Below are 12295 nucleotides of genomic sequence, written 5' to 3' on the forward strand. Positions count from 1 at the left end.
GATATTTATCACTAATATGAGGTATATAATAAATAAAAAATAAACAATGTCTAGTATTGAATGCATATTTAAGCATCACTAATAGTTATTAATATGTAACATGTTTCATATTGATATTACTTTAAAGAAAAGCTCATAATCACTTAACTCAAGCAATCAAAAAGAGGGCACATAAAAATAATGTTTTGTCCGTTGGAAAAAGAGTTAACAGTAGTCATATTTTTAACAAAAGCATTACAATATAAATTTCTGGTGCATTCTTAGTGAGTTAAATTGATTATTTATTCATTTTAATGATGAATGAGCCGGATCACATAACCAAAATTTCATCCTATTCTTGGTAAAGCACTGTCTGAGAAACCAAGCTCAGATGATAGATAAGTCAGAGTAAGCCTATATAGACTACGCTTGGCTATAGAAGCGACAAAACCTGAGATTTCCCCGCTAATTTGTTGAAAAACTGAGCGTACAAGCCAAAGGTATAGAATTTACGTTGACGGCGGCGAGGTAATTTAGTCTAATACGCCCCGTTGCCCGGATAGCTCAGTCGGTAGAGCAGGGGATTGAAAATCCCCGTGTCCTTGGTTCGATTCCGAGTCCGGGCACCACTATTTAGAAAAACCCGCCTATGGCGGGTTTTTTGCTTTTAAACACACCAATCCTTTCTGATGCCTTCTCCGAGTACAATTTTTCTAGATTCACAGGATCATTGATTGCTCTGTACCCTCGTTCAAACATGAAAAATCCCTGTGACTAATAAATGAGATACCTGGCCTACGTGATTAAATAACCAGTTTTAGAATGAATGCTGATTATTTAAGAAACTAAGATATTCAAACCTGACACAGGACATACAGAACGGCACTTATTCAATTTCTCTAGATAAAGAAAAACCCGCCATTGGCGGGTTTGATATGAATCTATCATGGGGAAAACTCAGCGCACTAAGACTGCTCACTAAATACCGCCTCGGGAGGCACTGTAACCGCCGATTGTCCTACGGCATGGCTAGCTAAACAGCGAGCTACTGAATCTGTGGTTTGTCCACGCAGAGCTTCACGTTTGCGGAAAGCGGAGCGGTGCTGGCTCTTCACCGTTTCAATATCACGCTCTGGTTCACTTTTGGGTAAATAGAACCATCCTTCCCTATCTATCTCGCCGCCACACTCCAGCCAGAAGCTATCATAACTGGATTTTAAACGCTGGCTTTTAATATGTGCTTTATTAGATATGCCAACAATTGATGAAACACCCAGTGATTGAGCGATCGCATACAGCGCAGAGATAAGTAAATTCTTTGGTCGCATGCCATGCATCAGCTTGGTCATGCTTTTAACTAGTTCAGCTGCATTTTCCGAAGCAGGACCCTGTAATCCACTTACAAATAGCTCGCCTTTATCACCGAATGAAAACGTTAAGCCGTATACTTCCTGCTGCTGTTCATTAAACAGATATAGACCTAAATCGCCTTCACGAGTGAACTTAGAACGCATGAGCTTAAGCTGAGCGAAGTCTCCGCTTTTAAGCTCAATATCAGCTAGCACAATTCCTTCGTTCGTCGGAGAATAAATTTTCTCAAGAGCCTGATGTGAAAAGCTATTCTCAATCATATTGAGCGTAGACATCGCCGTTCTCAGTTTCTGTTTACCAGACCAAGTACGGTTGAGGTATTTATTGACCGGACGTTTGATAAAAGGATGTGCGATCGTATTAGTCACATGATTCAATAACTGCGAACTATAATAATCACGGCACATTTTTTTATATTTAATATATTTAAACGTCGGTAATGCGGCAATACGGCAACCAAGTTTAACAGCATCATACCCGCTGTTCAGAGAACGCCATAAGCTGCTCTGGTGCCGCCATTTTTTGAAAAAGCTCATATTGGCCCCAACAAATTAATAATAGTTATATAACCCAGCTGCAGATGGCTCCCTGTGGCAGATCTGATAGGCGGGAGAAGCTGAGATCGAAGTAACCCTAAGTTTGAGCTATACGAACTCAACCAAACATAAACAAAAGGTGGATTATAGAGGTTGAAGTGTAAGTCCAAGAGAATATAGCGGTATTATTCTATCCAGCAAGTAAAAATAGCGACACAATATCTCGATGAGTATGTTTAACGACGTGATCGAATACCACTTGATAACAACGGGTTGTCCTGACTGAGCAACGTAGACATACCCTGTTTGCGATCCTATCTAAGAGAGAGCGGCCTCATAAGAGGCCACGTCTTAATCAGCAATAGAAGCGACAATATTTTTTATCTGCTGTTGCTGGTGCTGGCTAAGCTCATGTGCTGAAGAATAACCTTTATTTTGGATAATCACTTCACTTAAGCCCACCAGCCAATCGTAAATATAGAATCCCGTATTATTAGATGGCATGACTGAAAGCTTAGTTAAACGCAAAGAGTCTCCCCAGCTCGCCGTTTTCATCGCAGGTGGTTTCGCAAAGAGCTTTTGTCCACGGTTTACACGGCTATCAGGCCGCAATGATTCGGGTATTTGCTGGAAGCCTAACCATGCGACAAAATCGCCTAGCACGCTTAATACGCGTGAAACCTGACGATCCACCAGCATATCTACCCTTGTGCCTTCATTCTCAATCCCTGACAACGCTTGTGATAAAGTCGAGGCAATATGCATACGCACACTAGCCGTTATCAACTCTTGTGACAGTAGTTCTAACTCTGATTTACCCAGACCCAGCAAGGCTAGTAACGATTCATTCTCCGCCAAATTGCGCAGATGGTTAATCCAATATTGATAAGCTTGATTGGCAAAATTGGCCTCGGTTTGCGCTTCTGATGTTACGAAATCAGTCTCAGGAACAAAGTCAGCGACCAAATCGATATTCATCTCAATGCCAAACGGATCGCCATGCATAATTGGCAATACGCTATCGCTGTGGTTCCCCGAAACAACGGCACAGTTCGCCTGATTATTTAGCTGTAGATACAGTCTACGCAGTTCATCCCGAGTGGGTAATAAGCGTTCGAGTAGCTCACCATGTACTCCGGTTCGGTTTTGTAGCGCCTTAAGCAACGTCTGGGATATTCGAAGTTTCTCTTTTTCCTCTTCTTCCTCATCCAGCGCTAACCAGTTGCCTAACAGATGATCAGCCAGCTCACGCCGCAGCGATTCTAACCTCAGATTCAGACCTCTCAGAGTAGTCTCGCTGTTCACCTCCGTAGCTAAATAATCCACCATGCGACGAACACCGCTTTTATCGGTCACTAGCATCGACCCCCAGCTCTCACCTGGCAAACCCACATATCGCTGAACGGCGTCGTCGTAGCTCTTATTCTGGGTTACGCGCAGGTCAAACGGCGTAAGCGCCCAAATCAACGTAGGTTTACGCTGCTCTGTATCTCCTAACATGCTTTTTGTCCAATGAGCCAGAATTTTGCCCACTGACTGCGTCGTGGTTTTTTCACCGACCGCGGTACATACCATTAATGCACCAAGCTGTTGGTTATCAGCATAGCGTTCTAATAAACCCTGTGTTTTAGCTCGTTGCAAAATGCCGTTCAGTGAGGATGAAGGTTCATATTCTCTTTCCAGAGAACGACCAATGCCGGGAAAATCCAGCACGTCAGTCTGCTGAAATAGTGGTTCCCGAGCTGCGCCAGCTAAAGGCAGCGTGATTTCAAATGTCAGCAGCGCCAGTTCAGCAATGGAAAGTTCTACTGGTTTCGCTGTTTTGCGGTTGATGAGTGGACAAACCTGTACGCTAAAATCAAGCGGCGAGTTGGCATTTTCCAGCACTTCAGGGCTCAATATCCCTTCGGCTGGCAGCTGCATATCATCCACCAGAACGCTTAACGGAACCGCGACTTTCTCCGCACAGGATAAACGCTGTAAAATATGGCTAAAGCTGGCATAGGCCGACGTCAGTTCGTCTACGCCATTCCACAGCAGTGAGAACAATCGGGCGCGATGATCTACGCTCAAATACGGCGCAAGCCTTACCGCCGATGGCCAAAAATCACGGTTCATCCGTTTGCCACGTGAGCCAATGCGGCGATTTACCGCATCCCACAGCGCGACAACATCATCTTCGCTCAATCCCGCCACAATGTCCGGCTGACGCAACGTTGAGAGAGCCGCTAAATGCTCGTCGATAACACCTTCATCCAGTTCTTGATAGTCAAACTCTGATGAGAAATCATTGATAAACGCATCAACCAGCATTTTGGCGATTTCATATTCTTTCAACAACGCCAGCTCAACAGGGTAATCATGGTTATCTATACCCCTGCGGCGAGAGAATCGAGTGACGATACCGCAATCCAGATTTCCGGGGTTGATATGAGTGAGAAAGTCCAGCGTGCGCCCCGCCAAATGGATTTCTAACCGCCCATTTTCATTTGCAACTAGCGCGTGGATCAAATGTGATTTCCCCGCCTGAGACAGCCCCCAAAAACCAATACTCGGCGGGCTTTGTGGCGAACTCTGTAAAGCCGTGAGCTGATGATGACAGCGATAAAGTTTTACTCGCAGGCTATCTGCTTCGATATTCAACCGAGGTGAGTGTTCGCGCGCGTTATCCACCCAATCAATTGCCTGAGTCACGCTATGCGCAATCGTCTGTAACTGGCTATTTATCTGCTTTGCATTCAATGATTTCATTAGCTAAATACGCTCCCACTGTCGATCCAATAATGGGCGCTATCCGATAAGGTATTTAATTGCAGTTTTAAATGGTGCAAAGGTACCGAACTGCCATCATCAAGTTTTACATCAGAAAGGGCAAAGCACTCAGGGCCTTGCTCATCGTTCATCGCTACCACGGCTAGCTTCACATACAACACACTTTCTCCAGCGACTTTGCGCGCCAGTTGCTGGTCAGTAATGGATAACCGATACAGCGGTGAAGCAGGCCAACGATCGTTATCTAATTGACGAAATCCAAGGCATAACGGACCGCGCATCTGAAAAACGTTGTCGCTTGGCAGCACAAATTTGGGATCATCAAGATCGATATCGCTATAGCACACATCGTTGCTCATTAATGCTTGATGGTTATCAAGCATGCCCAAATAACGCACCGTTGAATATGGCTGAAAATCACCGGCCTTACAGTTAAAACTCGCTAAGCGTAAATTCACCGCTAACAGGCAAATCATGGCGCCAACGGCCGCCGTTGACTTCGGATTATCTATGCGTCCACGTTTGTTAAATGGATACCACTCGCTGGTGTGATAACCTTCAAGCGGCAAAATTCGGTTGATTGGCAGCGGTTGAAGATGACGGAACAATGCCTGAATACCAGGAAATCGCGACGGTCTACCGGTCAGTAGTAATACATCGCAGGAATACAGCGCGACCACTTCGCATAACGAACGCAGGTTTTGCGTAATACGCATGCGCGGAGAAAGAAACTCAGCATGTAGCTTACTTAGTTTCAGGATGAGCGGCACCTGTAAAACATCGAATGGAGCGGCATCGGTAGGCTGGGCCCGTTGCACATCATTATTGATATAGTTCAGTACGGTATCCGTTGGCTGCTGGCTTAATAGTTCGCCAAAGGTAGTATCAATCTCAGCGCCGCTATCGAGAGGATCGTAGCCTTCATAACGCTCCAGAATAGCGCGCCCGATAGGACTAAAGAGCTGCAAGGTGGCTTGCTGTCGCAGCACGGATATACCTTCACCGCCAAACAGTTTCGCCATCCGCTCATCTGCATCTATCACGCCCGCTTTCCTGCATGCAGTCTGCAACGCTGGCAATACATATAGACGAATGACATCTAACAAGATGTCATCTCCTGCCAGTTTAAAACCTTCACGGAATAACAGCCGTGGCGTTATTTTGACATTGCTTCCTGCTCCATCATCTAAACGATACTGTGTGATCGCCAAATCTGTCGTGCCGCCACCAATATCGATTGACGCGATACGTAATGTTTTGCCCACGGTTTCCCCTTCAGCCAGCTCACGATCGGCGCGAGCCTGACTGGCAAAGAATTCTTCAGTGCGCCCGCCAAAGTTAACCTGCGTTTCGTTATAGAGATAAACCATCTGTCCACAGGTGGCCTCATCCCACTCCATCTGAACATCAGGAACGGGAACCGTGCTTTTTACGCGATCGTTTTCATGGGTAAAGTCATCGTCAGCGGGATGCCAGCCCATGCTTTTCCATACCAGACCGATAGCCTGAACCATGCGCCGACGGAAGATTTCGCGCTCTGGTTTCGGCATTGCAGAAGGCAACGTCAGGATAATACTGCGTAGCTGGCGCGGAGCCGCTGAGTGCGTCATTTTTAAACGTTGGGCGACGCTGTTTATCTGCATCAACGCCTGTGCCAACAATTCAGAAAGCATGAACGTCATCAACGAACTACGGCTGTAGTGCGCGGAAAAGACAGGGAGACGCTCATCTAAAGGTTGTTCGTATAGCGGCTGGCCTTCGTCATTGATCAGGAAAGTCAGCGGCAGCGCGGTTGCTAACGTCTCTTGCTGCGTTTGCTCCAGTGAATTAAAACGCCAACCATGCATGTACGGCTCTTCATCCCACAGGTAGCGACGCGGACTGGAAAGCCCAGTCGATCCTTCCGTTCCCACCCTCTGTAGCGCCATACGGCTGGCCTCTCGACCGACACGCACGATCGATGGCCAAATAAATGCTTGTTCACGTCCACTTTCAACAGAGAAATTACGCTTGCCAAATTCAGCCTGTGCAAACTCAACTCGACTGTCGAACAGTTCGTTATACACGTAATGCGGCTGGCTCATGTCACGTAGCTGCAGCTCGTAGGTCTGCTTTAGCCCATTATGCTCATCGAGATGATCTTCAACCAAAATTCCGCAGGTGTGGGAGTTACCAACATCCATAATCAGATCGACATGCACAGTCGGTTCTTGCAGCGTATTGGTATTCATTTTAATCGTTGGCACATTCAACTGATGACCCAATAAATGCAGTAAATTCAGGTAGTGCGCCTGATACTCAAACTCGCGTAGCGCGGTTTGGATACCGACCGAATGACGTTCTTCCTGCTGCGTAACCTGCTGAATGAAAACTTCACGCAGCCAACCATCCACCCAAGTAAGATCCAGAAATTCGCCCAGTTCTTCACTGCGATATGCCAATGCAAATCCAGCGCCGGTTTTCACATCATTTTCACTTGGCGCGAGCGATTCTGCATTGTGAATATCGGCATAAACCGCCGTATCAAACGCCATGCACAGGCGATAGGTATTGCCATCACGATCGGGTTCATCTAACGCTAAAATCTGCATTCGTGCCCAATTGTCTGGCCCCCCTAAGAAAGTACGCGGCGGATTGAATCGGAAAAATGGCAGCGGCAACCAGATTTTATTGAGTAGCCGCAGAGAATGCTCTAGAGGAATACTCGACTCGGGTTTTACTCGCTCCGGCTGAGCCCCTGCAGGAGCAGGCAGCCAATAGGTGTCAGTTTCAGCATTGTGCAGTAAACGTAGCAATGGGCCATTCGCGGTTTGGCGAACAAACTTTCCCGGTAGCTCAGAGGAAAAATTGGGCTTTAAGGCAAAGTCTAAAAACTGGATGCCGCTGTTCTGAATGAGTGCAACCTGATGTTTATAATCGGAAATTGTGGCTAACATGGTTTATTCACCCATTATTTACTGAGACGATTTGCCAATGCGCGTCATATTCATTGGCAAAAGAGTGTCGGCGTCATAGCGCCCTTTACATTCGGCTACGTCGTTCTCACCTGCTTTGCAGATAAGCTGTGGAATCTTGTAACGTGAACCATCGCTGCATTTCGCTTTAATTCTGCTATCAACCACTAAACTTCCTGAGCTCATGAGGCCGGTTGTGACATTCGCACTACAGCTAATTCCGTCACCGTGGGTGATTTTCACCGTGCCTTTGCTGTTTTTTATTTGATACACCAAACTTGGTGGTTTGCCGGTTCGTGGCGTTTTGATGTCTAAACTGGCGCGCCATTTCCCATTCATGAAACGCGTTGAGCCCATTTTTACCGCCTCTGCGGGCATCACTAACGCATTAGGCGCAGCGGCTGTCACCGGTGTTTCCTCCACCTTTATCTCTGGCTTTTTCTCTATCGGAGCTGCTGGTGCAGGCTCTGGCGAGGTCACGTGAGCGACGGGTAAATGCGTAGTCGTCACTAAGGTTTTGGTCGTGAGAGCAGGTTTTGTAGCCACGACGGCTGTTTTAACCTCTGGCTCGGAAGGTTTGGCCGCTGCCACATCTCCTTTAGTTCGTATCTGGACAAATAAGATCCCTAAAGCGATCAACGCTAGAGGTAACCACCAAAGTTGACGCCAGTCACGGCGAGGACGCGTTGTTTGAGCATCAATGGAGGCAGGACTCATGTCCAAAGAATCATCAACGTTAGATGCTTGTTGGGAAGCCGTGTTTGCAAGCGCAACAGAAGGAACGGTAATAGGGGGCTTTGCTGGTAATTCGGTGATAGCCAGTTTTTCTGGCACGGTATCAGCGCTGGCTGCACGTAAGCAATCAAAGGCATCGGTTCGAGATTTTTTATCGAGATTAACGAATCCCCAGAATGTTAATACCGGTTTACCATCAACTAAGAAAACATGGTTGGAGCCAGGAAACTGCATTGCCTTAGCAAGCAAAATACCAAACAAGCGCAGTGCAGGTTTATCTGAATTTTGGGCTTTAAGGCTGAGGGCGTTGGCCGTTTGCTGACAATGCTCTAGCTGGCGCAACGCTGAGGCGCGTTCTTCATCGCTGGCTGCTATCCAGGATGTGACTTTTCCCGCGATTGGCGCATACCAATCTATTCGATCGCCCCGTTCATTTGGCTGAGGGATCGCGAGGCTATCAGCGATAGTCTGTTGATGGCGCAGTCGCAGAGTTTCTCTGAGCTGCAAAGCTGAAGCGTAAACGGGCTGACCGTTTTCACCCAATGCGAGAAAATCATCTAAGCTGCCGCTGCGTAATAATTGTTTTGCCACGAAAAGGACCTTTTGATAGACGCCTGACTACAGCGGCTACTTTAAGGCTTATGTTGCAAATCAAACGGTCAAAAAAGTGGCTAAAATGGTAAATACTTGGTCAATCACCCCGCGTATAACTGCTTTACTTTATCCATCCTAGGCAAGATCTACTCTGCCCAACGCTCTTAAATAGCAATCATGGCGTAGCATCCACCGATGCTGAGAGGTTTAAGTCTCTCATTTTCTCACCCATTTGAATCGTTTTTGGCGCAGGGGTATTCCGCTACTTTAGTGCATAGATTGTGCGTTACCTTCAAGAGCAATGTGACCATCATCACGGTTTATATCTACATGAATTATATCACTATTCATCATGATTTATTTCTTATGGAATCGATTGCTTAGTCGCATATATATTTATATAAAATCTTATTTTCTGTATTTTTATTCTCAATAAATAAAAAAATTATTCTCTATAGTCATTTTCCTAAATTTAAAAATAAGTAAATCATTCGACGTCATTTCTATACAAAAATTTACTCATTACGCTAAAGAATAAAAGATATTTATTTTAAGTCCGCATTGAAATTACAGCGTATAAATATCAATCGCTTGTAAACGCAATAAATCGGAATATTCCTACCAAAAGTGCGTTTTTTTTAAACACAAACTAAACAAACTAGTACAAAAAACACTATCCATTGATTTCATTGATAAAAAAATAATTCAATTTTCGTACAGGGATCGCTATTATTATCTAGCGTCTTCATTTTTGTGATTAATGTCACATGATGATATAGTTTCACAAGTAAAATACTTATTAAGTTGGAATCTATCATGAAAAAATTAACTAGCCTGGCCGTTATTATCGGCTTAGCAACTTCAGCTTCCGCTTTCGCTGCAAACTCAGACAACACTGGTTATTATGCCGGTGCTAAATTGGGTACCAGCTTAGAGCAAATTCACGGTCAGAAATCTGCAAATGGTAGCAGCGTTCCACGTGACACCAAACAAGCAGGCACCGCTGGTCTGGTATTCGGTTATAACTTCCAGAATGAATTTAACCTGCCAATCCGTGCAGAATTAGATTATTCATTCCGTGATACTACTGATACCGATCACTTCATCAAAGCTGACAACACTCGTACTCACAACCGTGTACGTCTGCAGACCGCTATGCTGAACGGTTACTACGACATCAATACCGACACTGCTTTCACTCCATACATCAGTGCTGGTATCGGTTACGCTAACGTAAACCTGAAAAACACTCAGGGTGGTGCAAGCCACTCTGGTAACGGTGACAACTTCGCGTGGAGCGTTGGTACTGGTGTTTCTTACGCTATCAACAACCACCTGGATCTGGATCTGGGCTACAAATACCTGGACGCTGGCGATGCAACTGCACAAGCTTCCAAAGTTAAAGTGGCTACCCACGATTTCACCGCGGGTGTTAACTACTACTTCTAAGAGCGTTTCCTCTAGGATTTACGCCTAGAAAACGTCTAAAAGTATGTTTAATAAAAAACCCGCTTCGGCGGGTTTTTTTTCGGGGAGACGAGTCCTAAACCCCCTTTATCCCTCTTCAACGCCTTTCGGTCTTGCCGCAATTGTTTTATCCTCCCGCCCCGTAATAAGCGTAATTCTGATTTGTTTTGGAGCACTGTGTGGCAACTAAGCTGAGTAATCAATTGCTGGAAGATATTCTGGCTCAGGTACGCCCTTTAATTGGGCAGGGCAAAGTTGCGGATTACATTCCAGCATTGGCTGAAGTACCGGCCGATAAACTGGGGATTGCTGTTTGCACCGTGGACGGTGAAACTTATCAGGCGGGGGACGCCAATGAGCGTTTTTCGATCCAGTCGATCTCAAAGGTATTGAGTTTAACCGTGGCGCTTAGCCGTTATGCTGAGTCGGATATCTGGGCTCGAGTCGGGAAAGAGCCATCGGGACAACCCTTTAACTCCTTGCTACAACTGGAGTTGGAGCAGGGGAAGCCACGCAACCCATTTATCAATGCTGGCGCATTGGTAGTGTGCGATATGTTGCAGTCGCGTCTGAGCGCGCCTAAGCAGAGAATGCTAGAGGTGGTGCGCGCCCTGTCTGGCGAGCCGGATATTGTGTACGACGCCCGGGTGGCACGCTCCGAGTTCGAACATTCAGACCGTAATGCGGCGATCGCCTATCTGATGAAATCGTTCGGCAACTTTGATAATGACGTGATAACGGTGCTGCAAACTTATTTCCATTACTGTGCTTTAAGAATGAGTTGTATGGAATTGGCGCGCACTTTTGTCTATCTTGCCAACAACGGGCATTCGCCTGCGTTGGAGGAGCCACTCATCAATGAGCGGCAGAACCGCCAGATTAATGCCATGATGGTTACCAGTGGCATGTATGATGGTGCTGGCGAATTTGCCTATCGTGTCGGGATGCCCGGCAAGTCAGGCGTGGGCGGCGGAATTATTGCCGTTGTCCCCCATGAAATGAGTATTGCAGTTTGGTGCCCTGAACTGGATGCCTCTGGCAACTCACTGGCGGGAACCGCTGCGCTTGAAATTCTTGCGCAGCGCATTGGCCGCTCGATTTTTTAGGAGACAAAGAACGCATGATTCGTAAATTAGGATTATCTCTACTGATGTTGACCGCGTGGCAGGCTCAGGCGGCATGGGAATGTAATGTTAAGCCGCAGGATGACATCATTGTTAATCCTCAGCAGGTACAAATCGTAGGTGCGAGTGGCAACCTGACTATCGATAAAAACGGTAATATGACCCGCGATGGCAAAGCCGTTACGCTGAGCACCAAAGCGCAACAGCAGGCAGTGAATCTGCAATCGGGGATCCGCAAGGATTTCCCATGGATCGATGAAGGAGCGCAGACTCGTTTGGAAAAAGCGCGCGTTTCTCTGGATAAAGTTATCGTTGAACAGGTTGGCAGCGATAGCAACATTCGTAATCGATTGACCAAACTGGATTCTCAGCTAAAAGAGCAGATGCAGCGTATTCTAGAAAAACGCAGCGATGGGTATACCTTCCACCATCAGGCTATTTCTAAAGTCGAGCAGGAAGGCCAGAATCTCGTTAACCAGACCATGGGTGGTGTCTTACAAGACAGCATCAATGAGATGGGGCTGAAACAGGCGGCAAATGCGACTAAGTCTGATAACCCTCTGCAGGCCATCATGGGCAACCTAGGTGGTTTACAGCAGGCGATTCGCTCCGAGTGGAGCAAGCAGGAAGATGATTTCAAATCTTTCGGCAAAGACGTATGCAGTCGTATTACCACGCTGGATTCTCAGCGTCAGGCTCTGTTGAAAGAGCTGCCAAAGGCGTAATCGACAAAAATAATTTGCCAGCCGTATGGCTGGCAAAT

Annotated in this window: 7 protein-coding genes and 1 tRNA gene; 4 read left to right on the plus strand and 4 right to left on the minus strand. The window is 46.3% G+C overall.

From position 1 onward, the window contains the following. Positions 1-532: 532 nt before the first annotated feature. Positions 533-608, plus strand: a tRNA-Phe gene (locus K9N75_RS01860). 336 nt (positions 609-944) lie between these two features. Here the strand turns inward: K9N75_RS01860 and K9N75_RS01865 are convergent. The 4 genes from K9N75_RS01865 to K9N75_RS01880 all read right to left on the minus strand — a co-directional run bounded on the left by K9N75_RS01865 (position 945) and on the right by K9N75_RS01880 (position 8938). After that, positions 945-1886: a VirK/YbjX family protein gene (locus K9N75_RS01865; RefSeq protein ID WP_061059295.1), complete on the minus strand. Its 942-nt coding sequence runs from the start codon at positions 1884-1886 to the stop codon at positions 945-947. Positions 1887-2237: 351 nt separating this feature from the next. Further along, complete coding sequence (locus K9N75_RS01870; RefSeq protein ID WP_224452151.1) at positions 2238-4637, minus strand: virulence factor SrfC family protein; 2400 nt, start codon at positions 4635-4637, stop codon at positions 2238-2240. Continuing rightward, a complete protein-coding gene (locus K9N75_RS01875) occupies positions 4637-7594 on the minus strand; it encodes a virulence factor SrfB (RefSeq protein ID WP_224452152.1) in 2958 nt (985 codons plus the stop codon). The genes K9N75_RS01870 and K9N75_RS01875 overlap by 1 nt, the downstream gene beginning before the upstream one ends. Positions 7595-7612: 18 nt before the next feature. After that, positions 7613-8938, minus strand: a complete 1326-nt coding sequence (locus K9N75_RS01880) for an SrfA family protein (protein ID WP_224452153.1) — start codon at positions 8936-8938, stop codon at positions 7613-7615. 819 nt (positions 8939-9757) lie between these two features. On the opposite strand from K9N75_RS01880, the gene K9N75_RS01885 reads away from it, so the two are divergent. The 3 genes from K9N75_RS01885 to K9N75_RS01895 all read left to right on the plus strand — a co-directional run bounded on the left by K9N75_RS01885 (position 9758) and on the right by K9N75_RS01895 (position 12257). Continuing rightward, positions 9758-10390, plus strand: coding sequence for an outer membrane protein (locus K9N75_RS01885; protein ID WP_185922682.1), 633 nt, complete (start codon positions 9758-9760; stop codon positions 10388-10390). Positions 10391-10587: 197 nt separating this feature from the next. Continuing rightward, positions 10588-11514 carry a glutaminase B gene (gene glsB / locus K9N75_RS01890; protein WP_008814757.1) on the plus strand — a complete coding sequence of 309 codons (927 nt, stop codon included), beginning with the start codon at positions 10588-10590 and terminating at the stop codon, positions 11512-11514. 14 nt (positions 11515-11528) lie between these two features. After that, complete coding sequence (locus K9N75_RS01895; protein ID WP_008814758.1) at positions 11529-12257, plus strand: YggN family protein; 729 nt, start codon at positions 11529-11531, stop codon at positions 12255-12257. Positions 12258-12295: the final 38 nt, after the last annotated feature.

It is taken from the genome of Hafnia paralvei (assembly GCF_020150375.1).
GTDB classification, from domain to species: Bacteria; Pseudomonadota; Gammaproteobacteria; order Enterobacterales; family Enterobacteriaceae; genus Hafnia; species Hafnia paralvei.